This is a genomic window from Salisediminibacterium halotolerans, from assembly GCF_003814815.1.
In the GTDB taxonomy this organism is placed as follows: domain Bacteria; phylum Bacillota; class Bacilli; order Bacillales; family Salisediminibacteriaceae; genus Salisediminibacterium; species Salisediminibacterium halotolerans.
Map to the genome: position 1 here is coordinate 82,785 of NZ_RKQQ01000002.1, position 23,766 is coordinate 106,550.

Genomic DNA, 23,766 nt, shown 5'->3' on the forward strand with positions numbered 1-23,766 from the left:
ACAAACCTCACCGCGAAAACGGTGAGGTTTCAGTTAAAAGGAACGGATGACTACGCATCGTCCGGCTTCTTTCCGCGGGCGAGCGCCGAGCCGCTTCGGGCTGACGACCTGCAGGGTCTCGCCTGTCTCGCTATCCCGCAGGAGAAAGCCGGGATGCTGGGTCATCCTCTTTTTTTGAATGGAGTGTATTCATAAAAAAAAGAAGCCATGCATCCACTCCTCCGACGCCTCCGGGAAAGCAAGAGACGAAGATCCGGATTCGGCGGCCTCAGTCGCCGAATACTAGCTGATCCTTGCCCGGGGCAAGCGGAGGGTAGTGGATTCATGGCTGACATCAAAATATAGTTTGTCTACAGTCTGAAACCTCACCGGGAAAACGGTGAGGTTTGTTTGCTTCTGATTAAGAGAAAATAACGCCGCCGTCGATCATGACCGATTGGCCGGTCATGTAATCGGAATCGCTCGAGGCTAAATAGGAGACGAAATTTGCGACATCTTCCGGTTCTTGCGTACGGCCGAGTGAAATCGCCTTAGAGAAGGCTTCAAACGATTCCCCTTCGGCAGCGCCGCTGTATTTGCCCATTTCTTTATCGATCCGCTCCCACATTTTTGTCCCGACGATCCCCGGGCAATAAGAATTAACCGTGATTTGATATTGGGCCAGTTCCTGTGCGGCCGCCTGAGTTAATGCGCGGACAGAAAATTTTGTCGCTGAGTAAACACTCAGCATGTCAAAGCCCTTATGCCCGGCAATGCTGCAGGCGTTAATAATTTTTCCGACGCCGTCCTGCTTTTTCATCTGTTGAGCAGCCGCCTGGATGCCGTAAATGACGCCGAACACGTTAATATTAAAAATCGTGTTGATATCTTCTTCGGTGACTTCTTCGAGCGGTTTTACCTGCTCAATCCCGGCATTATTAATAAAAACATCAATTCTGCCGTACGCATCGACGGTTTTTTTCGCCAGTTTAAAGACGTCTGTTTGTTTACTCACGTCGCCTGGAACCGCGAGCGCATCATACCCGTGATCTTTTAGCTCTGTTGCAGTTTCTTCTGCAAGTTCGCCGTCAAGATCATTAATTACAACCGTAAACCCGTCCTTTGCAAGCCTGAATGCAATCCCTTTACCAATTCCCTGACCAGCACCGGTAATGACGGCAATTTTTGTAGTCATAGTCCCTCCTTTTTGGTTGACGAAAAAAGCCCCGACGATACCTGACGAGCGCGGTCCCCCTCTCGCTTAAGCGTTATCATTATTTTACCACGTAATGAGTTATTTGATGATTTATTTGTTAGAAGAAAAGATGAATAAATCGGGAACGGTTCGCGTTTTAACGTTGATTCCCTAAATAAAGGATTTGTGATAGATTTATGTATATAAGTTAATAATCATCAATATTCGTTCGGGAGGGGAAAGTATGGAAAAAGATACGGAAGGCCAGTTAGTATGGGTATTTTTATCGGCGTGATTTTTTCATATTTTAACGTTTTTATCATTAATATTGCTTTTGTCCGCTAGACGGACGTAAATGTTTACCTTCCAATGGTTAAGGAGGCGGCGATGATTACATTTATTGTGAATGCAGATGATTTTGGCTACAGCCGGGCGGTCAATTACGGGATTTTGGATGCGTATTTGTTCGGCGCTGTCAATTCAGCAACGGTGATGATGAATATGCCGGGCACAGACCACGCGATGAAGATCGCGCACGATCATCCTGATTTACGGGTTGGAGTTCATTTCAATTTAACTTGCGGCCCTTCAGTAATAAAGGAACATAAGACGATCATTGATGAAAACGGCGATTTTCTCAAACCGTCGCAGTTATCAGCGAAAAAAGATATCGATCTGAACGAAATTGAACGGGAGTGGCGCGCTCAGCTGGAGTTATTTTATGCTTACGGATTAAAACCGAGCCACATCGACAGTCACCATCATGTGCATACCTTTCCGGAAACAAAAGATACAGTGATGAAACTGGCGAGAGAATTCAATTTAAAAGTGCGCACTTTTGCAGGGATTGATGAGTCGTTAGCTTTATCCGATACCTTTACCGCTGATTTTTCCGGTACAGGAGCTTCGTTTGAAACATTGAATGCGATCGCAGCCAACGCGAAAGACGGCGAAACTGTAGAAATAATGACGCATCCGGCGTACCTCGATACCGCGATTATGAACGGTTCATCTTATACAGAAGGCAGGCTGCAGGAATTAGATGTATTAATGAACTGGCCTGTGCCGAATGATGTGACATTATAGCAGAACAAGGCGGATCAGAACGTATGTATGACAATTGAGATATCTTCGTAAAAAAAAGCCCCTGAGGGCCCTAGTTATAAGTCAATCTCGATATCGACCTCGTCACCGATATGTGCGAAACCTTGATCATACGGCGGCGACCAGGTTGCCCGTACGCTTTCAATCTCTTCTGCTTCTGAGTTTTCCAAAACAAAGAACAAGGTGCCGTAAGCTTTTGTTCCGGCCATCATGTCACCCTCAATGTAATCGGAGAGCCAGAAATCCGGATCTAATTGTTCGCCGGTCGATGTCGCGATACGAGGCTGCGCGGAATAAAAGATGATATCTTCATCAGAGGTGTTTTCAACCGCGATATCCATCTGTACCAGCTGAACTTCATCCATCTCCATCAACCGGGCATATTCGGCTGACAGTTCGCCGGATTGCGCCGTCACTTGTTCGATCTCCATTAGAACAGGTCCGGTATCAACGGCATCGATGTCATCCGCCCGGGCGTGAAGTGTGAACGTGCCAGCTTCATTTTGAACCGTGTCACCGACTTCCGTCTCCCAACCGTCCTCATTGAACTCATCAGCAGCATCATTGAGGTTGTTTGCAGCTTCTTGTTCATTGTCAGGGTCCGCGATGTTTTCGTTGAGGTTCGTCTCATTGTTGACGTCATTTGCGGCAACTTCATCATTCGCATTATCTCCGCTCACTTCACCGTTATTCGCTTCACCGCATGCTGCAATCACAAGTAATGACGTGACCGATAAGCCGAGCAAGATACGTTTCATCAAAATCCCTCCTTTCGAAAAAATTTATGTCATTTAACAGCGTTAATTGACATCCAATTAATGAAAGACGGTGAAAAATGAAATTGCGTGCATGGAACGCTTACGAACAAGATAAAAAAAGAACATTGGACCATTTAAATGAAAGTCTCATAAAACTCCTTGTTTATTACATTTTACCATAAAATGATCCGAAAAAGACTTTTTATTTATAAGAAGTAATATATAACTAAGGCGTATTTTTTTGTTATAGTCAAATGAAAAGGGGATGATCTTATGATTTGGCTGTTAGTGATATTTTTACCGCCTTTTGCAGTGCTTTTAGTAGGAAAACCAATCACGGCCCTGCTCAATCTGTTCCTCACGATTGCGTTTTGGGTGCCGGGAATTATTCACGCTTATATCGTCGTGAAAGAAAAGAAAGATGATAAACGGTTCGAGAAGTATTTCAAGCAGCAAAAAAAGCTGCGAAAGTAATCAACGTTATGAAACCCAGACACTTATCGGCTTGCGATGGGTGTCTTTTTTATATTTATCGAAATAGTGATGTTTTAAAAATCAGTTATTTATGCTACATTTTTCCTAATTGATTGAGAATAAAGAAAGAATTACAGGGGAGGTAAAGATGGAAAAGGAAACAGAACAGCAGCTGGTTGAAGAAATGCAACAGCTGAATCAAAAGATTGACCGGATCGAAGCTCGTTTAGATGACGAAGAAAAACCCTTGCCGTTATTGTGGCTTGTTATCAAATCGCTGGCAGCCGGCGTATTTGTTGTCGGCCCCATATTGGCTGTCATTTTTGTGTTATTTAGTTACTTCATTTAATAAAAAGACTGAATTTTATATCCGAGGCAAAAGAAGGAATAGATTGTGTTAAGTTATCAGCGTTACACGCCTCACGTCCCGCTTGATGGTGTTTGGCCTGTCGATCACACTGATCACCAGCATCGCGCTTTTTTTTTAATCGGAGCTGGGATTCGTGCGATTGAACGCCGGGTTAAAAATCCTGACGGCATAGCGATTCCTCTGGCATAGGAAGCGCAGTGCCAAGCGCCGCCATTTATAAGCTTGAGAAACTGATGAAAGCGCAAAATGCCGGCCGACAAGACTGAGGCCACTAAAAAATAAACATAACAAAGGCAATCCGATATTTGGATTGCTTTATTTGTTTACTTCGGCTATATGGTATCATGGCCTTAATTAACAACTTAGCGAAAAGATGGTGAAAGGAAATGAAAAAAGAAGTGAACGTGGTTGGAGCCGTTATTGTCGAAGAAGACCAAATTTTGTGCGCACAGCGAGGAAACACAAAATCTCTTCCGTATAAATGGGAATTCCCGGGTGGGAAGATTGAAAAAGATGAAACGCCTGTGGATGCGCTTATTCGTGAGATCCAAGAAGAAATGCTCTGTCACATTAAAGTCCATGAGCATATTGCAGACGCGACGTATGAGTACGATTTTGCGATCGTCCATTTAACAACGTATGCATGTTCAATTAAAGAAGGGTTTCCACAATCAACAGAACACACGCAACTCGTTTGGCGCTCGATTGATCAATTAGATGAATTGGATTGGGCCGCAGCTGATTTGCCAACGATCGATGCATTAAAATCTAAGGCGTAAAGGTGAGTTTTCAATGGCGGACATTACGAAGCAACTTCGTGATTCATTAGAGCGAAGTTTTATTAACGAAGCGCATCCTTACATAGGGCATATGAAGCCGCGGTTAATTTCGAACCAAAAAGATGATCATATGCTCAATACGATCCTCGAAGAACTACACGTCTGCCAAGGGTTTCAATTTTCTGTCGCGTTCATTACTGAAAGCGGCTTAACCGCGCTGAAATCGAAATTGTGGGACCTTCATTTACGTGGAGTTCAAGGACAAATCTTAACTTCAACTTATTTAACATTTAATCAACCGAAAATCTTTCGTGAATTAATGAAAATCCCGAACTTGAAAGTGCGGACCACCTCATTAAGCGGCTTTCATTCGAAAGGTTATATTTTCGAGCATACCGATTATTCTTCACTAATTGTTGGTAGCTCTAATTTAACCATTAACGCGTTAAAAACGAATTACGAGTGGAATATGAAAGTAACTTCTTATCATGAAGGAGAAATCATTCACCATTTCAAACAACAATTTGCTGAAGTGTGGGATGAAGCAGAACCGTTAACCGAAGATTGGATCACGCGTTATGAAGCGTTTTTCAACGAATACGGCCAATCACAACAACACGTTGCGGAATTCCCACAAGTTTACGCTAACAATCCGATTCATGAGGCTTTATCGATTCAACCGAATAAAATGCAGAAAGCGGCTTTACACGGCTTACATACGATTCGAGAAAAAGGTGCCAAACGAGGTCTAATCGTCTCCGCGACCGGAACAGGGAAGACGTTTTTATCCGCGTTTGATGTTAGAGGCTATCAACCGAACCAATTTTTATTTATTGCACATCGTGAACAAATTTTACAAAAAGCGAAAGAAGAGTTTCAGCGTATTTTAGGTGGACCAGACCGTGATTTCGGCATTTTATCTGGCAATCAGGCAGATTCGAACGCGAAATATGTTTTTGCGACCATTCAGTCAATTTCTCGCGATGACACATTGCACTCGTTTAAGAAAGATCATTTCGATTATATTTTAATTGATGAAGTTCATAAGGCTGGTGCACCAACCTATCAAAAATTGGTCGATTATTTTGACCCTGACTTTTTAATGGGGATGACTGCGACACCGGAGCGAAGTGATGACTTTAATATTTTTGACCTGTTTCATTACAATATCGCTTATGAAATCCGCTTACAAGATGCCTTGGAAGAAGACATGCTGTGTCCCTTTCAATATTTCGGTGTGACCGATATTGATTTGCAAACGGAAGGGTCGATGGAAGCGGAATCGCTCGCTCACGTTTCGATAGAAGAACGCGCCAAGCATATGTTACAAAAAATCGAGTATTACGGCCACTCTGGAGAAGAGCGAAAAGGACTTATCTTTGCCTCGCGTAAAAAAGAAGCGCAAACGTTGAGCGATTTTCTTAACGACCGAGGTTATGAGACTGTCTCATTGACAGGTGAGGATTCTCAAGATGTGCGGTTACAGCAAGTGGATCGCTTAGAAAACGGCGCATTAGACTATATTATTACAGTCGACGTCTTTAATGAAGGGGTCGATATTCCGTCCGTCAATCAAATTGTAATGATGCGTCAAACGGAATCAAGCATTATTTTTATTCAGCAGTTAGGTAGAGGTTTACGTAAAAGCAACAACAAAGATTTTGTGACCGTGATTGATTTTATCGGTAATTATAAGAAAAACTATTTAATCCCGATCGCGCTTTCGGGGGATCAAACGTTGAATAAAGATAACGTTCGTCGCTATATGCGCAACGCGAATTTTATCCAAGGACTTTCTACCGTCAATTTTGAGGAAGTGGCTAAAGAGCAAGTGTATCGTGCGATTGATGACGGGAAATTTAAAGAAAAGCGGATGCTAAAAGAGGCGTATCAACAGTTGACGTTTCGACTTGGGCGCCAACCATTACTTAGAGATTTCTACGCTTACGATTCCATTGATCCGGAAGTGCTCGTCGATAAGTACAAATCGAATTACCATGATTTTCTCGTTCAAATTAAAGCAACGGAGAAGACGTTGACGGCTAATGAAAACGGAGTATTATCGATGGTTTCGCAAGAACTCCTCGCCGGCAAACGAAAGCATGAGTTGCTGTTACTGCAAAAACTATTGCAAACATCCCAAGGGATAACGGAAGAGGAATTCGCTTCTCTCGTACTTGAGCATGGTTGTCAATGGAACGAAGCGACGAAACGATCGGTGGAACGGATGCTTACGTTAGAATTCTTAACCGAAACCGAACGCGGAAAATATCAACATATTCCCTTGATTAAGCGAACGGCTCATGGGTATCAATTAGGTGAAAAATTAGCACGTATGCTCAACGAAAACGATTGGTTTCAAACATTGGTTTATGATGCGCTTGATGTTGGTTTACTGAAAAATGAAGCATTTGATTGTACGTCAGAATTAACGTTATATAAAAAATATACGCGTAAAGACGTCGTACGATTGTTAAACTGGGAAAATAATGAGTCCGGTGTTTTATTTGGACATAAAACAAAGCATCAAACGTGTCCAATTTTTATTAATTATAAAAAGGGAGAAGATCTCAAAGCTAGTATTAAGTACGAAGACGAATTGTTAAGCCCTACATTGCTGCAATGGTACTCGCGAAATCGCGAAACTTTAAATACTAAAAGGGTTCGCGACATATTAGAAGCAGATAAGAATGGGGTGGATATTCATATTTTTGTGAAAAAGAGTGATGATGAAGGTGTAGATTCTTATTATTTAGGTCGAGCTTTCATCTTGCACGATCAAGTGTTTGAAACAATAATTAAAGAAGATTCTGGTGAAGAATTACCTAGCGTTAGTATCCAATTTCAGCTGGAACATCCCGTTGATACGCGATTGTATCAATATATTGTTGAATAAGTTTATTTGGGAGGGCTGTCATGAAAATTTGGTTAGAGATGACCTACAAAACAAAACAAAATACCGAAACGACGTTTGTCTCTGAGGAAATGACGGTGGAGGAGGCGCTTGAAGTCGCGGAAGATTTGCTTATGACCGGGCGGGTTAAGCACCTCGTTTACGTTGATGAGCAGGGGACGAGTGTGAAAAAGAAGGAGCTGGAAACTTACGTTAAAGGTGTGCAGACAGAGCCGCACGCGATTACGGTCTATTTTGACGGAGGGTATGAAAAGTACACCCGCCGTGCCGGACTCGGCTGCGCGATTTACTACCGGCAGCACGGACGCAATTACCGGATCCGCAAAAATGCGCTCGTTACCGCGATCGATTCCAATAATGAAGCGGAGTACGCTGCGCTGCATTTGGCAGCGAAAGAGCTCGAAGCGTTAGGTGCGCATCATTTGCCGATTGACGTTAAAGGCGACTCGCACGTCGTGATTAAGCAGCTCGCCGGCGAATGGCCGAGTTACGAACCGGAACTGAACCGCTGGGCGGACCGGATCGACGAAAAATTCGCTGATCTCGGCTTGCTGCCGACGTACGAGCTGATTGACCGTAAAGACAACCAGGAAGCAGATAAACTCGCAACCCAGGCGCTCGAAGGGATCGAAATTGAAAGCGAACGCGAAGTGAAACCGAGAGAAGAAGACGTGTGACTAAGGATACAGACAGCGCGTTGACTAGCAGGAAGACCCTGGTAACAGGTACATAAAAAAGAGAAGTGACAAGATCACTTCTCTTTTTTATTATTCAATGAATCCAAGGTGTTGTTGACTTCGATGATTGTTTTACTGACTTCCTGCCTGATTCTTTCGTTCGTTTCTTCTGGAGGTTCTTCATGCAGCGGGTTTAAGTTCATTTTGTCCAGAACGGCGATCGTAATTTCTTTTACCGTTTCCGATTTTGCCATGCAGCTCACCTCCCTTATGTTTATACACATTATTTACTTCTTGCACGACACAGTCAAGAAATATTTTACATATTAAATTGTCTTGTAACAGGTCTTCGTGAAAAATGAGCACAAAAATCATTTGCTTTTCTTTGGAATAAAATAGCGCCGTTAAGGGTATAGATGTTATACTAGCGCTTACAATACGCACAAGGAGGTATTTCCATGGCTTGTGAAACGCACAAAAACCACAAACATGAACATTCGCTCTCTTGCGGGCACACAAAGATCAAGCACAACGATCACATCGATTACGTGCATGACGGCCACTTGCATCATAAGCATGATGACCATTGGGATGAGTGCAAAATTGAGGTGTCTGATGTGAACCCGGACAGTTGCGCTCCGGTCGAGTCTGACTGTCAGCACAACGAAGATTGCGGGCATGAACTCGTGCCGCACGGCGATCATTACGATTACTTAGTGAACGGAAGGCTCCATCACGTGCATGGCGATCATATCGATGATCACGGACCGGTGGAATTAATCGAAAAATAAATGCAGCTGCCTGTCCCTGTTATGATCAGCGGACAGGCTTTTTTATCCCCGTTCTTGAAGGTTTCAATAGCGCCGGTCACTGTGTTTCAACGGGAACGGGAGGGAAGGTAAATGAAATCGATCCAACTGACGGATATCAACCTTTGGGACTTTTTATCGGAAGAAGAGGCAGGATATATTTCTTTAAAGGCGTCTTTACGAAAACTGGAGAAAGGTGAATTGATTTCCTCGCCGGCAATGAAAAACGATCAGCTGTTCTTTCTGAAAGAAGGGCAAGTTCGCCTCTATCGGATGAACCAGGAAGGGAGGCAATTTACCATCGACATTCTCGTTGGCGGGAGTGTTTTCGGTCAAACGGACAGATTGGTCATCACTGACGAAAAAATGTTTGTTGAAGCGATGGTCCGCTCGGCCGTTTTTGTCATGAATAAAGAAACATTTGATTTATTTCTGTTAAACCATCCGCATGCGGCGTTAAAATTCATCAAGATTTTATCGGAAAAGCTGAAATTTGCGGCAGATATTGCCGAGCAGATCGCTTTAAACGATCTGCGCTGCCGCATTATCTTTTTATTGCTGAAATTCACTGAAAAAACAGGGCGTTTCGGCAGTGGCTGGGAGCCGATCCCGATGCATTTGACGCATTACGATCTTGCAATGATGGCCGGTTCGACGCGCGAATCTGTATCTGCTGTCATGAGCGAATTGAAAAAGGACGGACTTGTGCAGAAAAATCGAGGCTGTTATTCGGTGCAAGCGGAACGGTTGCTCGAAGAAGTCAGCCAGGTTTTAATCGAGACGAACAGAAGGTCTGAAAATAAATAAACGCCCCTCCTGAAGGTCAGGAGAGGCATTTTTTATGCTGCGGAGGAACCGCCTCTGTCCCGCTTGATGACGCGGAGCTTAGGCGAATTCAAGTAATGGAAGGTGACTGCGGTAATACCGGCAAAGACCAGGTGAGTGACGAGACTCATCAGCTGTGCCGGGGCGAACGCAGCTGTGAGGAGCTGTCCCATCCCGAGCATAAGCGGCATAATTAAAAGCGGTCCGATGATCCAAATTGCCACGCCAAAAGTGACTGCATACACGATTTTGTTCTTCACATACTGACTTCCAGCTGCAAACGCCAAACCAAATAGTAAACTGATGATCAAATGAATACCCCATCCGACGCCGGGATTATCACTGCCGACTAGCATCGCAACCGATTCCAGCATTCCGGCAGCTTGCATATAAATCCCGAAAATCAGTCCGCCTAAAAAACCTCCCGCCAATCCTGCATACCATTTTTGTGCCATCCTAACCACCTCCTCACCTTAAATGTAAACGAAGTTTGCGTAAAAAAATGTATCGGTGCTTACTTTCTTGAAATTTTTTATGAGCATTGATGTGAATTTCGCCCTATATAAGGACAAATTTGATAAGATAAATGTATTGTTAAAAAAATACTTATGATAGGCGTGAATAAAAGTGAATTCACAGTATTGTCCATTCTGCAGCGATATCGAAGTCATTGCTGAAAATGAAAAAGCATTTGCGGTTTATGATAAATATCCGGTTACTCCCGGTCATGTTTTGATTATTCCTAAACGGCATGTTGCCGATTATTTTGACACAACACCTGCCGAGAAAGAAGCGATGCACGAACTTTTAGAACAGCTTCGCCTGCGTCTTAGTGCGGAGAAAAGCCCGGATGCCTTTAATGTCGGAATTAACTGCGGTTTGGCTGCCGGGCAGACGATCTTTCATGTTCACATGCATTTAATTCCCCGTTACGAAGGAGATGTTGAAGATCCATCCGGGGGAGTCAGAGGCGTGATCCCGGAAAGACAGAAATATTAATGATGTCATTAGATAGGGGGCGGTTGAATGAATGAAGTAAAACTGATCCGTAAGCAATTAATTGATGAAATAAACGAACAAATTTCTTCCGCTCAGACGGTTTACATATTAGTTTCTTTTGCGATGAAATCAGGTGTCGAAATGCTCCTGCCGTCCTTACAGGAGGCGGCTGAACGGGGAGCGGATATTAAAATATGCACCGGCGATTATTTGTATGTCACTCAGCCGGAAGCGTTGCGTTCCTTATTAAAGATCGGCGGTTCTGCCAGTATGCGGATGTGGCAAAGCAATGGCGAATCATTTCATCCGAAAGTTTACATTTTCGAAAACGGTTCGGCGCGCTCGCTGTATGTCGGCTCGTCAAATATGTCTCGCTCCGCTTTAACTGACGGGATTGAGTGGAACTTGGGTGTTTCCGGTAAAGAGGCTGATCCGGCAGTTGCTGAAGCAATCGATGAATTTCATCGCCTTTTTTACGACAGTCAGACGTTTCCGTTAAATGAACAAACGATTGCTAATTACGAAAAAATATATAATGAGAAACATGCAGCGTTGCCGGAGTTTGTGAAACGATGGACGGAAACAGAAGAAACGTCGCTCATGTTTGATCAGCAGGGAAATCAGGAAGTGATTCGCGATCCGAAGGCTGATTACGATTCTAGCGGGATTACAACGATTGAACCGCGCGGGCCGCAGATTGATGCTTTGCATGCCTTGGAAAATACATTTGCTGAAGGGTATGACAAAGCGATGGCTGTGTTGGCAACGGGACTCGGCAAAACGTACTTGGCGGGATTTTTCGCCCAAAAGTTTGAACGGATTTTATTTGTTGCGCACCGCGAAGAAATACTTTTGCAGGCAGAAAAATCATTTGCAGAAGTGATGCCGGAGCGGACGAGCGGCATTGTAAATGGAAAACAAAAAGAAACGGACCGGGAAATGGTATTTGCATCGGTCTTTACACTTGCCAACGAGAAGCAGCTGCAGGATTTTTCCCCTGATGCCTATGATCTGATCGTTGTTGATGAATTCCATCACGCTGCTGCCGATACATATAACCGCGTGCTCGATTATTTCAATCCCGCGTTTTTGCTTGGTTTAACCGCGACTCCTTACCGGATGGACGGCAAAGATGTGTTTGCGATTTGTGAAGGAAATGTAGCCTTTCAGATGCACTTTATTGAAGCGATTCAAATTCAATGGCTCACGCCGTTTCGTTACTACGGGGTATATGATGATACCGATTATTCACAAATTACGTGGTTAGGAACGCAATATCATCAACAAGAACTGGAAGCGAATCTGCTTCGGGAAGACTTGGCTGCACGGATTTACGACGAATGGCAGAAGTATAAACAAACGCGCACACTCGGGTTTTGTTCTTCGATAAAGCAAGTCGAGTTTCTGGCAGCTTATTTTCAAGAACAAGGCGTTCGGGTTATCGGTCTTCATTCGCAAACGGCAAATGTATCGCGCAAAGAAGCGATTCGCTTGTTGGAAAACGGTGAGATTGAGGTGATTTTCATCGTAGATTTATTCAATGAAGGAACAGATATCCCGTCTGTTGACACGCTCTTGTTCACACGGCCGACTGAATCGCTGACCGTGTTTACCCAGCAAGTCGGGCGCGGATTGAGACTCGCAGATCATAAAGAATCTTGCGTGATTATTGACTTGATCGGGAATTACCGCAACGCTGATTTGAAACTCTCGCTTCTTGATACCCGGCCGCTGGAAGAACAGCGCAAAAGCAGTACTATAATGCCGCAAGTGCCGGAATCGTGCACAATTTCGTTTGATACGGATGTAATTGATCTTTTAAAGGAAATCAAGAAAAAGGCGCAGCCGCGCAAACAGAAAATCAGAGCTTTATATGAACAGCTAAAAGAGGAATTCGGCCGCAGACCGTCTTATCTTGAACTGTACCGTCATAAACTGGATTCGGCGACAGCGATTCGGTCTGAATTCGGATCGTTCCCGTCGTTTTTGGACTGGGCCGGCGAATTGTCAGCAAAAGAAGAACAAGCATTAACAGAAGGAAAGACGTGGCTGGATCATATAGAAAAAACCGGGATGAGCAAAAGCTACAAAATGGTTGTGCTTCGTTGCATGCTCGCTCGGGGGATCGACCGTTGGCTCGAACCGGCAACGCCGGAAGAAATCGCTCCGTGTTTTTATGAATTTCTTTCCAGTACGCCTTATCGCCGTAATGACATCAGTGCAGGCGATAAGGACACGTGGAATCGCGAGAGCCTTGATAAAGTAGCGAAACGAATTGCGGAGATGCCGATGACGAAATTTGGAGGTCCGACAGCCTTTGACGGTGAAAAGATGACAATGGATGTGCAGCTTTCCGAAACGGCGAATCCGCTCGTTTACAGCTGGACCGAAGAAATTTGTGAATTTCGCTTAGAGACGTATTTTGAACGAAAATACGGAGGTGTGAAGAAATGAAACGAGATCACATATTGCTGGAGCAACAGGGAATCCCAATCGAATACACGGTAAGCGGTGAGGGGGAGCCGGTGCTGATGCTGCACGGCGGGCATTCAAGCTGCCGGGAAGAACTCGGGGTCGGCTGGCTCGTTGAAGCGGGCTATAAAGTGATTGTGCCGTCGCGCCCGGGCTACGGCCGGACCTCAAAGGCAGCAGGGAAGGATTTGGCGGCGGTGTCGGAGACGATCCGGGCGGTTTTACATCATGCCGGCGAAGAGCGCGCGCATATCGCCGCTTTTTCTGCCGCCGGACCGGCGGGGATCGCGTTTGCGGCCGCGTGTCCGGAGCGGACGTTGTCGCTCTCGCTTCTGTCTGCTGTGTCGAAACCGTGGCCGGTAAAAGCTGACGGCGCAGGCCTTGCTGTCGGAGCTCGAATCATGTTTCGCCCGCGATTGGAACGGGCAACGTGGGCGCTTATTCAAGCTGTTAATAAACGCTTTCCTGACGGCCTGTTTCGTCAGATGATTCCCGCGTTCAGCACGCTAGACGATTACACCGCCTCTTCGGTGATGACGGAAAACGATATCGCTTATTTTCAGCAAATGATGGCAAGGCAGCGATCGAGCAGCGGCTTTTTCCTCGATTTAGCGCATAACCGTGAGTTAACGAAGGAAATGGCGGAGCGTGTGACGGCCCCGGTACTAATTTTACACAGCCGCTACGACGCCTCGGTGAATAAAGCCCATGCCGAATACGCGAAAGAATTGATCCCGCATGCCGATCTCGTGATGCTTAATAGCTGGGGGCATTTGATCATGCTCGGCACAGACGCAGAAGCGGCAAGAGAAACGTGGCTAGCGTTTTTATACACAAATCGCTCCGGATAAGTAGAAAAAGACGAACCGTATAGCGGTTCCGTCTTATTCTAAAACAAAGCGATGAGGTATGTAGATGTCCGAATGTGTAAGGACCTGCTGACTGCGGATCTTCTTTTTTATTTTCTCTTATAGATTGAGAAGTTTTATGAGACTGGAGCAAACTCGACGCCTGCGGGAAAAGCAACTGCCGAAGACCCCACAAGAAGCGGTTTCGCTTCTGAGGAGGCTGAGGCGTTGCCCGCGGCAAGCGAGTTTGCGGAGGGCTCATAATATTCTGCATTCTATAAGGCTCATAAATAAACACTGACTTTGTTTATCAAGCACTTTTTCAGCAGCCTCGAAAGCAAGCGGAGGGTAGGGGATGCATGGCTTGCGTCAAAATAATCGATTGTCAACAAGTAAAGACGAACCGTTTGACGGGTTCGTCTTTTTTAATGACTGAATCAGACCGCGTTAGTTTTTCGTCGGCTGAAAAAAGTTCGGCAAATGTTCTTTATGCGCTTCGAGCATTTCGTCTAAAATGACTTTACCCGTTTTATCCGACGGCACGAGTGGATTGATCGTCATAGCTAAGAGAGCAGTGTCGTAATTGCCTGTCACCGCAGCTTCGGCACCGATCCGTTCAAATGACTTGATTTGCTGCACAAGACCGCGGGCGGCAACCGGCAAATCGCCCATCGCGACCGGTTTCGGCCCTTCTTTTGTGATCACACAGCTCATTTCCACAGCCGATTCAGCCGGGATGCTTGGAATCGCGCCGTTATTGATCGTATTGACGGGCTGAATGTCTTTTTTATCGTTGTAAATCGATGAGATCAGCCGGATCGCTGCATCGCTGTAATATGCGCCGCCGCGTTCGGACAATTGCTGCGGTTTTTCCGACAGATCCGGGTCTTTGTAAAGTTCGAACAATTCGTTTTCAAGCTTTTGGACGACTTGCGCGCGGACCTTGCCGTCCCGGTAGTTGTCCAGTTCTTTTTCGAGCATGACATCTGTTTTGTAATAGTAGTTATGATACGGGCAAGTCAATGCGTTGAGTGCGCGCAAAAATTCGGGTTCCCAGCCGCTGCCTTCGACATTTTTGACGAAGCTGCTGTTTTCCGGGCTCGACAGTTTCTCGATCACCTCTTCTTTGACACTTACGCCGTCTAAGAAGATGTCGAGTCCGTACACCATATGGTTCAGTCCGGCGAAGTCGATTCGCACGCGGGAGTGATCCACGTCTAACAGGCGGGCGATGCCCATTTCCATTCCGATCGGCACGTTGCAGAGCCCGACGACTTTGCGCAAGTCCGTGTAACGCAGAACAGCTTCCGTCACCATACCGGCCGGGTTGGTGAAGTTGATCAGCCACGCATTTGGACAGAGCGCTTCCATGTCTTTTACGATATCTAAGATCACCGGCACGGTGCGCAGACCTTTAAATAAACCGCCCGGTCCGTTTGTTTCCTGGCCGATCACACCGTGGCTTAACGGGATCCGCTCATCTTTGGCGCGGGCATCCAAGAGGCCGACACGAAACTGGGTCGTAACAAAATCGGCATCTTTTAACGCCGTTTGCCGGTCCAATGTCAGATGCACATCGATCGGAAAACCGGCTTTTTCGACCATCCGCTTCGCAAGGTTGCCGACGATGTCTAATTTTTCTTTGCCTTCTTCAATATCAACGAGCCATAATTCTTTTACCGGCAATTCGTCATACCGGTTAATAAATCCTTCAATCAATTCCGGCGTATAACTAGATCCGCCGCCAATTGTAACTACTTTTAATCCTTCACTCATGATTAATCCCCCTCCGTAATCTGCGATTTCACTATTTATTTTAGAAGAACAGAGGAGTTGTTGCTACCGCTTTCACTAAATGAGATTCGTGTAACGCGAAAAGGTATTTGTTTCATCTTTGTAACACAGTGTTTTATGTTTTAGGTATAATAAAGAAAGACACAAATGGAACGGAGGGGGAAGTCGATGTTTACCACTGAGGTAATTGCGTCCTTTAATGAGTTGGAACTGCATTTGTACCATTATGTGATGCAGCATAAAGACAAAGTCGTCTACATGCGGATTCGTGATCTCGCTGAGGGGGCGAACGTATCAACGTCTTCCGTGATGAGGTTTTGCCGCAAATTAGACTGTGACGGTTTTACCGAGTTTAAAGTCAAGCTTAAGCTGTTGCTTGATACAGCCAGCGATCCCGACATCAAAACCGGGCGGCACGTGCTGACGGAGTTTTTTGAGCGGACAGAAAACGAGCAGTTTACCTTGAAATTGGACGATGCGGCCAGAGAGGTTTCTGAAGCGAACCATGTGTATTTTATCGGTCTCGGAAGCTCCGGGACGCTCGCGGAATACGGCTCGCGTTATTTCTCAAATTTACGGACGTTTTCAACGTTTTTGAAAGACTGGTACGTACCGATTCATGCCGATTTGCAAGACTGTCTGACGATCGCACTGTCGGTATCCGGGGAAAACGAATTTACGATTTCACATATTCATAAATTAAAAATGAGCGGTAGCAAAATTTTGTCGATCACCAATAATGCCCAATCAACGATCGCGAAAATCGCCGACAAAAATATTTCATACTACGTGACGGAAGAAAAGTACAACACAACGAACATTACAACGCAAATACCGGTCGTTTATATTTTGGAAGACATCGCGCGCCGCGCGTATCAAAAACGGATAAATCCCGATTAAGGTTGTGTATATAACAAAATGATTATATAATGGTACCGGAATGAAATGCGAACGCAAAGGAGCTGTCGATATGACCAATCATCAACCGCTCGATGGATATACGCGAATGTTCAAAATGCTCGCGGACGAAAATCGGCTGAAAATGCTGTTGTATATGCGTGAAGAAGAATTGTGTGTCTGTGATTTTGAGGCTTTGCTCGGAATCAGCCAGCCGTCTGTAAGTCAACAACTGAAACGGATGCGCGCTGAAGGGATTGTCACGTCGCGAAAGTTCGAGCAGTGGCACGTGTACAGAATCGATGAATCGTATCCATTGATTGAGGTGTTAACTGAAACGCTCAGCCAGCTGCCGTCAGTGAAGCAAGATGTCGATGAATTAACAGAGAACGGCTTGCGCTCGCGCTGCTCGATCAATGCACGCCCGATTGAATTCACATCTGCAAACAAACTGCGCTAAAACCGGAACCAAGATGAACAATCACTGACGATGTAAATCGTCTATTGATTATATAATCATATAATTATATAATGCAATCGTGATATAAAGGTGATGGAGGGATATGAATGAGTATAAAAACAATTGAAATTTTTGACCCGGCGCTTTGCTGTCCGACAGGGGTGTGCGGCCCCGGCGTAGATCCGGAACTGACGCGGATTGCACGGATGGTTTCGGCACTGACAGGGCTCGGCTATGATGTGAAACGCTATAACTTAGCTCAAGAAGCGGAATATTTTACGAAGTATCAAGCGATTCATGATTTGCTCGAAAAAGACGGACCGGAGGGACTGCCGGCGGTCGTTGTCGACGGAGAACTCCTTATCAAACAGCGTTATCCGACAAAAGCAGAATTCGCCGAATGGCTTGAGCTTTCTGAAGCGGAGCTCGAAGAAAAAACGGCGAAACCGAAACAGACGATCAATTTAACATCCCTTTAAGGAGGATCACGATGAAACAGCTGACCCCAAACGACTTGGCGACAACGAAACACTTATTTTTTACCGGTAAAGGCGGCGTCGGCAAAACGTCGACCGCGTGTGCGGCGGCGGTATCGCTGGCGGAAGCGGGAAAAAAAGTCTTGATCGTCAGCACCGATCCGGCCTCGAACTTGCAAGATGTTTTCGGGATGGAACTGGCAAATAAGCCGGCGCCGATTGAATCCGTTCCGAATCTGTATGCGGCGAATCTCGATCCGGAAGAAGCGGCCGCGGCGTACCGGGAAAAAATGGTCGGCCCTTACCGCGATAAATTGCCGCAGGCAGCGATTACGAGTATGGAAGAACAGCTTTCCGGCGCTTGTACCGTTGAAATCGCCGCATTTGATGAGTTTTCAAATCTGTTGGCAGACGGCGAAACAACCGCGTCGTTTGATCATATTTTGTTTGATACCGCACCGACCGGGCATACATTGCGTCTGTTACAACTTCCGACCGCCTGGAATGATTTTCTGGAAAATAACGAAAACGGGGCATCATGTCTCGGACCGCTCGCCGGTTTAGAAGATAAAAAAGCGCTCTATGCCAAAACCGTTGAAGCACTTGCTGACGGGGAAGCGACGAAACTGATCCTCGTTGCCCGGCCTGATCCGTCGAGTTTACAGGAAGCGGCGAACGCAGGCGGCGAACTGCAAGAACTCGGGATCGATAATCAGATGCTCGTCGTGAACGGCTTGTTTCAGCGCAGTTCAGCAGATACCGTTGCGCTCCGTTTGGAAGCGAAACAACAGGAAGCGGTTAACAATATGCCGGGAAGCTTTGAAAACGTCCCTGTCTATCAGCTCCCGCTCGTGCCGTATAACTTAACCGGTCTCGACGCACTCCGCCGATTGTTTGACGCGGATCCGGTTTATTCAGAAGAGATTCCAGCAGGGAAAGCAGTTGAAGGGGTGCCGTCAGTTGGCGCGCTCGTTGACGATCTTTCCGGCCGCGGGGAAGGCGTCTGCATGACGATGGGCAAAGGTGGTGTCGGCAAAACAACGATGGCTGCGGCCGTTGCCGTCGGGTTGGCGGAAAAAGGCCACCGGGTTCATTTAACGACGACCGATCCGGCAGCGCATTTAACCTACGTGCTGCGCGACGAAGATCTGAACGGATCGCTTGAAGTGAGCCGGATTGATCCGAAACAAGTGACAGAAGCTTATAAACAGCACGTGCTCAGTCAAGTCACAGATGACTTGTCTGAAGATGAACTAGCATACATTAAGGAAGATCTGGAATCACCTTGCACGGAAGAAATTGCTGTGTTTCACGCCTTTGCGGATGTGTTCGACCAGGCTGACGGCTCGTTTGTCGTGATTGATACCGCACCAACAGGACACACGCTCTTGCTGTTAGATAATGCTGAATCGTATCACCGTGAAGTTGAACGGACCCAAGGCGACATGCCGGAAGCGGTGAAGCGTTTATTGCCGCGCCTGCGCGATCCGGAACAGACGTTTGTCGCGCTTGTCACACTGCCGGAAGCAACGCCGGTGTTTGAAGCCGGGCGATTGGCAGATGATTTGCGGCGCGCAGGAATTGAACCGGCATGGTGGCTGATTAACCAAAGCTTTCAGGCTGCCGGAACGACCGATCGGGTCCTGGCCGGACGGGCGGCCGCAGAGGAAGAATGGATTACCAGCGTTTTGGCAGCTTCGCCAAAGACAGCAGTTATTCCGTGGCAAGCGGACGATGTGATCGGCTTGAAAAAATTAAAAGAGATGACTGTATAACGAATACGTGATGGCGCCCCGATAGATGGCGCGCAGATTGTTGACTGACTATAATTTTGACAATCAGATTTGAGATTTTATCAAGGTTTTGTTCACTCAGCTCTCTTGAAGAGTCCGAGTGCAAAAAATTTAGATGAAAGTGGTCACTCGGCAGTGTTGTGAGTGCTCGAGTGACCACTTTTTGATAAAAATTAGTCACTCACTCCGTTTTTCGAGTATGAGTGAAGAAACCGTTGCCGAATTCGGAGTCAGTTATCAAAAAATAATTGATTTTCTTTCAGCGACGTGTAAAGAGACATGTATTTGAGGTATTAGAGGAGGAAAAACGATGTCACAGATTATTATTGCCGTTTCGATTTTTGTCTTCACGCTTTTTTTAGTCATCCGGCAGCCGAAAAAAATCGGCATTGGTTCAGCGGCAACGATCGGAGCTGTACTCGCACTGTTAGCCGGCGTTGTGACGTTCGCTGATGTCGGCGAAGTTACCGGAATTGTTTGGAATGCAACGCTCACATTTATTGGTATTATTATTATTTCACTTATTTTAGACGAAATCGGCTTTTTTGAATGGGCCGCTCTACATATGGCGCGTGTCGCACAAGGCGACGGGGTGAAAATGTTTGTGTACGTCTCGCTGTTAGGCGCAATCGTTGCAGCTTTGTTTGCCAATGACGGCGCAGCGCTGATTTTAACCCCGATCGTGTTAGCGATGGTTCGCGCCCTTAATTTTAAGGAAGCGATGATTTTGCCGTTTGTGATGGCGAGCGGCTTTATTGCCGATTCGACGAGTTTGCCGCTGATCGTCAGTAACCTCGTCAATATCGTTTCGGCGGACTTTTTTGGGATCGGCTTTATTGAATACGCGTCGGTAATGATTATCCCGAACTTCTTTTCGTTAGCCGCGAGTATACTTGTCTTATATATATATTTCCGCAAAGACATTCCGAAGTCATATGATATGTCGATGCTCCGTCAGCCGGAGGAAGCGATTCAAGACCATAAAATGTTTCGTTTATCGTGGGGCGTCTTAGCGCTTTTGTTAATCGGCTATTTTGTCAGCGAATTTATATATATAACGAATCCGGTCACGAATGAAGCGATGACGTTTCCCGTCTCGTTTGTCGCCTTAACGATTGCCGGGTTCTTTCTCGCGATGGCACGGCGCAGTCCGGCGGTGAACACGGGAAAAGTCATGAAAGGCGCACCGTGGGGGATTGTCGTCTTTTCGATCGGGATGTACGTCGTCGTCTTCGGCTTGCGCAATGTCGGCTTAACCGATTTACTTGCCGGTGTATTTGAAAGCGCGGCTGACGGAGGACTGTTTGTCGGGACGATGTCGATGGGCTTTATCGCTGCAGGTCTCAGCTCGGTGATGAATAATATGCCAACAGTAATGATTAACGCCCTCGCGATCAATGATGCGAATGTGAGCGAAACAATGCAGCAAGCGTTAATTTATGCTAATGTCATCGGTTCCGACCTCGGTCCGAAGATTACACCGATCGGCTCACTCGCGACGCTTCTCTGGCTCCACGTACTGTCGTTAAAAGGCGTGCATATCTCTTGGGGTTATTATTTCAAAGTGGGCATTGTTATAACGATTCCGACGCTGTTTATTACGCTGACAGGGTTGTTTCTTTGGCTGTTAGTGATCGGCTAAAAAGCATTTAAATAAAGGAAAGAAATTTTGAAGAGTATATATTTTCCTGAATGAGAGGAACTTACATGAAAGTAATCATTATCGGTTCAGTAGCGGCGGGAACCTCCGTCGGCGCCAAAGCACGACGAAACAGGGAAGATATTGAGATCACGGTATATGACCGAGATGAACACATTTCATATTCGGGCTGCGGGATTCCTTATTACGTCGGCGGAGAAGTCGATGAACTCGATGAATTGGCTCCGCGTGATCCTAAGTGGTTCAAGAAGCGTTATGAAATGAACGTGCAAACGGGCTGTGAAGTCACGGCAGTTGATCCCTCAACCCAGGAGGTCACAGTTAAAGATTTACAAAGCGGCGATGAGTGGACAGACAGCTATGATGAACTTGTCTTAGCGACAGGAGCTGTCAGCACGATTCCGCCTGTATCGGGGACAGAAAAAGACAATGTCTTTACAGTCCGCAATATGCGTGATGCAGAGTCACTCAGAAACTGGGCAGACGGACCATCCGCAAAAAAAGCAGTGATTGTCGGAGGCGGATTTATCGGTTTGGAAATGGCGGAACAGCTCACTTACCGCGGCATTAAAGTTTCGCTCGTTGAACGGCTTCCGCAAGTCATGCCCGGGCTTGATGAGGATATGGCCTTTCGGCTTTATAAACATCTGCAAGAACACGGTGTTGATGTCTACTTAGGTCAATCGGTACAAGCAGTCACAGGTAAACAGGCAGCCGATGGTGTGACGATCGATACGGGTGAAAAAATTGCCGGTGATGCGGTGATATTTGCCTCCGGCGTCAAGCCGAATACAGCGTTAGCCGAAGAAATCGGTGCAGAAATTGGCGTTACAGGCGCGATTAAAGTGAATACGAAGATGCAGACGACGGTCCCGCATGTCTATGCCGCCGGCGATGCAGCGGAAAGCTTTTTTCAGCCGACCGGGGAAGCGATGTGGCGGCCGCTCGGCTCGACAGCAAACAAAATGGGTCGCATTGCCGGCAGCGTGATTACCGGTGAAGAGGCGCATCACCGGGGGATATTAGGGACAGGTATTTTTAAGATGTTTGATTTAACCGTTGCCCAAACCGGATTGACCGAAGCGGAAGCGAGGGAAAAGGGTTACGATCCGGCCGTCCTGCACAACCTGAAGCCGGACAAGCCCCCGTATGCAGGGGGGAAAGAAATGGTTATTAAGGCGGTCGCAAACCGGGTAGACGGAAAGATGCTCGGAGTGCAAATCGTCGGCGAACAAGGTGTCGACAAACGGATTGATGTGTTTGCGACAGCGATCACGTTCGGAGCGAAGGCCGAAGATTTGTTTCACCTTGACCTGGCCTATGCACCGCCGTTTGCAACGACGAAAGATCCGGTCATGTACACCGGCATGGCACTGAATAACGATGTGAACGGCACGGCACAATTAATTACCCCGGACGATCTTGAACGGCGCAAGGCTTCTGGCGAAGCTTTTCAAATTATTGATACACGCTCACCTAAACAGTTTGCTGAATCAGCCGTTGACGATGCGGTGAATATCCCGTTAGCAGATTTGCGGAGCCGGGTAACATTATTAAATCCCGATGTTCCTACGGTGACTTACTGCAACAGCGGAACGACCGGGAATGCAGCGCAAAATATTTTGCGCAATTACGGTTTTACTGAAGTGTATAATTTGTCCGGCGGAAATAAAAATTATCAAATGATGAAAAAGCAAACCAGCTGAAAAAAACCTGGAGGAACAGTCGTCATTGTTCCTCCAGGGTTTTAAATCGAGTCAGCCGAGAATAAAGGCCGTTACGCCCGGCAATAACAGCACCGCACCGGGAATGAGGTGAAACATCGCCCGCTTTACCGGCGCGGTAGCAGAGTTAACTTGATGAAGCCGTTCGATTAATTCTTCCGCCCGCGGTGCAAGCTTATGTGTGAATCCGTCGCGTTCAATATCAATAATCGTCCGTTTATCTGTTTTTGAGCCGAACAGATGCCGTTCTTCTACGACGGCATGAAAAGAAACATCATCGTCAACTTCGAACACGGTGAGCCCGTCGTCACTGCGAATCGTCTTTTTATAAGAAAGACCTTCATCTTCGAGCCAAGCGAAAAGCTCCCGTTCCGCTTCGTGATACGTCATTTGATACGCTTCAATCGTGAACTTTCTTATCCGCAAGGTTGTCACTAACAGAGTGAGCACAATAAAAGCGAGGAGAAACCACGGCAGGGAAGCCGCGCCTGAATCCGACACGATGTACATGAAACCGAGCACAATCGCGACAGCAATAACGGCCCTCGATTTGGAAATAGGTCCAACAATCCCGTTGCCGTTCATAAGTTTGAAGCCTTTGATTAACAGCGGAATGCTGAATATGAGCAGGAAATTTAGAAGTTCATTGATTACATAAGGATCCACAGTATCACCCCGTCGGCAAGTTTATGAATTTATCAATCGCCAGCTTTATCGTACAAAAAGAGTCGGCATTTTTCAATCAAAGCCTGAAATATG

25 protein-coding genes are annotated in these 23,766 nt (G+C 46.3%); 19 read left to right on the forward strand and 6 right to left on the reverse strand.

Features of this window, described 5'->3' with window-relative positions; genetic code table 11:
• The first annotated feature begins 21 nt into the window (after window positions 1-21).
• Window positions 22-195 carry a hypothetical protein gene (locus EDD67_RS13790; protein WP_154718745.1) on the forward strand — a complete coding sequence of 58 codons (174 nt, stop codon included), beginning with the start codon at window positions 22-24 and terminating at the stop codon, window positions 193-195.
• Between the two features lie 205 nt (window positions 196-400).
• On the opposite strand, the gene EDD67_RS03305 is transcribed toward EDD67_RS13790, so the two are convergent.
• Window positions 401-1,174 carry an acetoin reductase gene (locus EDD67_RS03305; RefSeq protein ID WP_121439106.1) on the reverse strand — a complete coding sequence of 258 codons (774 nt, stop codon included), beginning with the start codon at window positions 1,172-1,174 and terminating at the stop codon, window positions 401-403.
• A 387-nt stretch (window positions 1,175-1,561) separates the two neighbouring features.
• Between EDD67_RS03305 and chbG the strand changes: the two genes are divergently transcribed.
• Window positions 1,562-2,260, forward strand: a complete 699-nt coding sequence (chbG, locus tag EDD67_RS03310) for a chitin disaccharide deacetylase (RefSeq protein WP_158638152.1) — start codon at window positions 1,562-1,564, stop codon at window positions 2,258-2,260.
• A 74-nt stretch (window positions 2,261-2,334) separates the two neighbouring features.
• Here the strand turns inward: chbG and EDD67_RS03315 are convergent, their stop codons facing one another.
• Complete coding sequence (locus tag EDD67_RS03315; protein WP_121439104.1) at window positions 2,335-3,036, reverse strand: hypothetical protein; 702 nt, start codon at window positions 3,034-3,036, stop codon at window positions 2,335-2,337.
• Between the two features lie 273 nt (window positions 3,037-3,309).
• Here EDD67_RS03315 and EDD67_RS03320 point away from each other — a divergent pair, with 273 nt between their 5' ends.
• The 6 genes from EDD67_RS03320 to EDD67_RS03340 all read left to right on the forward strand — a co-directional run bounded on the left by EDD67_RS03320 (window position 3,310) and on the right by EDD67_RS03340 (window position 8,250).
• Entirely contained in the window at window positions 3,310-3,510 is a 201-nt protein-coding gene (locus EDD67_RS03320) for a YqaE/Pmp3 family membrane protein (RefSeq protein ID WP_162843779.1), read from the forward strand.
• Between the two features lie 148 nt (window positions 3,511-3,658).
• Window positions 3,659-3,859: a hypothetical protein gene (locus EDD67_RS03325; RefSeq protein ID WP_121439103.1), complete on the forward strand. Its 201-nt coding sequence runs from the start codon at window positions 3,659-3,661 to the stop codon at window positions 3,857-3,859.
• A gap of 45 nt (window positions 3,860-3,904) precedes the next feature.
• Complete coding sequence (locus EDD67_RS13795) at window positions 3,905-4,069, forward strand: hypothetical protein (protein ID WP_154718744.1); 165 nt, start codon at window positions 3,905-3,907, stop codon at window positions 4,067-4,069.
• 197 nt (window positions 4,070-4,266) lie between these two features.
• Window positions 4,267-4,659, forward strand: coding sequence for a (deoxy)nucleoside triphosphate pyrophosphohydrolase (locus tag EDD67_RS03330; RefSeq protein ID WP_121439102.1), 393 nt, complete (start codon window positions 4,267-4,269; stop codon window positions 4,657-4,659).
• Between the two features lie 13 nt (window positions 4,660-4,672).
• Window positions 4,673-7,555: a DEAD/DEAH box helicase gene (locus EDD67_RS03335; RefSeq protein WP_121439101.1), complete on the forward strand. Its 2,883-nt coding sequence runs from the start codon at window positions 4,673-4,675 to the stop codon at window positions 7,553-7,555.
• A gap of 20 nt (window positions 7,556-7,575) precedes the next feature.
• Complete coding sequence (locus EDD67_RS03340) at window positions 7,576-8,250, forward strand: reverse transcriptase-like protein (protein ID WP_121439100.1); 675 nt, start codon at window positions 7,576-7,578, stop codon at window positions 8,248-8,250.
• Between the two features lie 74 nt (window positions 8,251-8,324).
• On the opposite strand, the gene EDD67_RS03345 is transcribed toward EDD67_RS03340, so the two are convergent.
• The gene (locus EDD67_RS03345) at window positions 8,325-8,504 is read right to left on the reverse strand and encodes a hypothetical protein (protein WP_121439099.1); all 180 of its coding nucleotides are present in this window, start codon (window positions 8,502-8,504) and stop codon (window positions 8,325-8,327) included.
• Window positions 8,505-8,708: 204 nt separating this feature from the next.
• Between EDD67_RS03345 and EDD67_RS03350 the strand changes: the two genes are divergently transcribed.
• Together EDD67_RS03350 and EDD67_RS03355 are read left to right on the forward strand one after the other, a co-directional pair.
• Window positions 8,709-9,041, forward strand: coding sequence for a hypothetical protein (locus EDD67_RS03350; RefSeq protein WP_121439098.1), 333 nt, complete (start codon window positions 8,709-8,711; stop codon window positions 9,039-9,041).
• A 111-nt stretch (window positions 9,042-9,152) separates the two neighbouring features.
• The gene (locus tag EDD67_RS03355; RefSeq protein WP_121439097.1) at window positions 9,153-9,866 is read left to right on the forward strand and encodes a Crp/Fnr family transcriptional regulator; all 714 of its coding nucleotides are present in this window, start codon (window positions 9,153-9,155) and stop codon (window positions 9,864-9,866) included.
• Between the two features lie 32 nt (window positions 9,867-9,898).
• On the opposite strand, the gene EDD67_RS03360 is transcribed toward EDD67_RS03355, so the two are convergent.
• Entirely contained in the window at window positions 9,899-10,339 is a 441-nt protein-coding gene (locus EDD67_RS03360) for a hypothetical protein (protein ID WP_186805989.1), read from the reverse strand.
• Between the two features lie 172 nt (window positions 10,340-10,511).
• Between EDD67_RS03360 and EDD67_RS03365 the strand changes: the two genes are divergently transcribed.
• The 3 genes from EDD67_RS03365 to EDD67_RS03375 are packed head-to-tail and all read left to right on the forward strand — an operon-like array spanning window position 10,512 to window position 14,206.
• On the forward strand, window positions 10,512-10,883 hold the full coding sequence (locus tag EDD67_RS03365; RefSeq protein WP_121439096.1) for an HIT family protein: 372 nt from the start codon (window positions 10,512-10,514) through the stop codon (window positions 10,881-10,883).
• Between the two features lie 27 nt (window positions 10,884-10,910).
• Window positions 10,911-13,337 carry a DEAD/DEAH box helicase family protein gene (locus EDD67_RS03370; protein ID WP_121439095.1) on the forward strand — a complete coding sequence of 809 codons (2,427 nt, stop codon included), beginning with the start codon at window positions 10,911-10,913 and terminating at the stop codon, window positions 13,335-13,337.
• The gene (locus EDD67_RS03375; protein WP_121439094.1) at window positions 13,334-14,206 is read left to right on the forward strand and encodes an alpha/beta fold hydrolase; all 873 of its coding nucleotides are present in this window, start codon (window positions 13,334-13,336) and stop codon (window positions 14,204-14,206) included. Before EDD67_RS03370 ends, EDD67_RS03375 begins: the two co-directional genes overlap by 4 nt.
• A gap of 444 nt (window positions 14,207-14,650) precedes the next feature.
• Here EDD67_RS03375 and EDD67_RS03380 read toward each other — a convergent pair whose 3' ends face one another.
• A complete protein-coding gene (locus EDD67_RS03380) occupies window positions 14,651-15,979 on the reverse strand; it encodes a 6-phospho-beta-glucosidase (protein WP_121439093.1) in 1,329 nt (442 codons plus the stop codon).
• A gap of 186 nt (window positions 15,980-16,165) precedes the next feature.
• Here EDD67_RS03380 and EDD67_RS03385 point away from each other — a divergent pair, with 186 nt between their 5' ends.
• The 6 genes from EDD67_RS03385 to EDD67_RS03410 all read left to right on the forward strand — a co-directional run bounded on the left by EDD67_RS03385 (window position 16,166) and on the right by EDD67_RS03410 (window position 22,989).
• Window positions 16,166-16,897 carry a MurR/RpiR family transcriptional regulator gene (locus tag EDD67_RS03385; protein ID WP_121439092.1) on the forward strand — a complete coding sequence of 244 codons (732 nt, stop codon included), beginning with the start codon at window positions 16,166-16,168 and terminating at the stop codon, window positions 16,895-16,897.
• Window positions 16,898-16,967: 70 nt separating this feature from the next.
• Window positions 16,968-17,354 (forward strand): ArsR/SmtB family transcription factor, encoded by a 387-nt coding sequence (locus EDD67_RS03390; RefSeq protein ID WP_158638151.1) that lies wholly within the window; start codon window positions 16,968-16,970, stop codon window positions 17,352-17,354.
• A gap of 107 nt (window positions 17,355-17,461) precedes the next feature.
• The gene (arsD, locus tag EDD67_RS03395; protein WP_121439090.1) at window positions 17,462-17,833 is read left to right on the forward strand and encodes an arsenite efflux transporter metallochaperone ArsD; all 372 of its coding nucleotides are present in this window, start codon (window positions 17,462-17,464) and stop codon (window positions 17,831-17,833) included.
• A gap of 11 nt (window positions 17,834-17,844) precedes the next feature.
• The gene (gene arsA / locus EDD67_RS03400) at window positions 17,845-19,605 is read left to right on the forward strand and encodes an arsenical pump-driving ATPase (RefSeq protein ID WP_121439089.1); all 1,761 of its coding nucleotides are present in this window, start codon (window positions 17,845-17,847) and stop codon (window positions 19,603-19,605) included.
• Window positions 19,606-19,933: 328 nt separating this feature from the next.
• The gene (locus tag EDD67_RS03405) at window positions 19,934-21,265 is read left to right on the forward strand and encodes an arsenic transporter (RefSeq protein WP_121439088.1); all 1,332 of its coding nucleotides are present in this window, start codon (window positions 19,934-19,936) and stop codon (window positions 21,263-21,265) included.
• 65 nt (window positions 21,266-21,330) lie between these two features.
• Window positions 21,331-22,989: an FAD-dependent oxidoreductase gene (locus EDD67_RS03410; protein WP_121439087.1), complete on the forward strand. Its 1,659-nt coding sequence runs from the start codon at window positions 21,331-21,333 to the stop codon at window positions 22,987-22,989.
• Between the two features lie 51 nt (window positions 22,990-23,040).
• On the opposite strand, the gene EDD67_RS03415 is transcribed toward EDD67_RS03410, so the two are convergent.
• Complete coding sequence (locus EDD67_RS03415) at window positions 23,041-23,673, reverse strand: hypothetical protein (RefSeq protein ID WP_121439086.1); 633 nt, start codon at window positions 23,671-23,673, stop codon at window positions 23,041-23,043.
• Window positions 23,674-23,766: the final 93 nt, after the last annotated feature.